Genomic DNA, 265 nt, shown 5'->3' on the forward strand with positions numbered 1-265 from the left:
ACTTAACAAACCGCCTGCGTGCGCTTTACGCCCAGTAATTCCGATTAACGCTTGCACCCTCCGTATTACCGCGGCTGCTGGCACGGAGTTAGCCGGTGCTTCTTCTGCGAGTAACGTCAATTGATGAACGTATTAAGCTCACCACCTTCCTCCTCGCTGAAAGTGCTTTACAACCCGAAGGCCTTCTTCACACACGCGGCATGGCTGCATCAGGCTTGCGCCCATTGTGCAATATTCCCCACTGCTGCCTCCCGTAGGAGTCTGG

Annotated in this window: 1 rRNA gene; it reads right to left on the reverse strand. The window is 54.7% G+C overall.

The features are described 5' to 3' along the window. Positions 1 to 265 (reverse strand): 16S ribosomal RNA (locus C9411_RS25415); the annotation flags it as partial.

The organism is Serratia sp. Nf2, assembly GCF_003028435.1.
GTDB classification, from domain to species: Bacteria; Pseudomonadota; Gammaproteobacteria; order Enterobacterales; family Enterobacteriaceae; genus Serratia; species Serratia marcescens_L.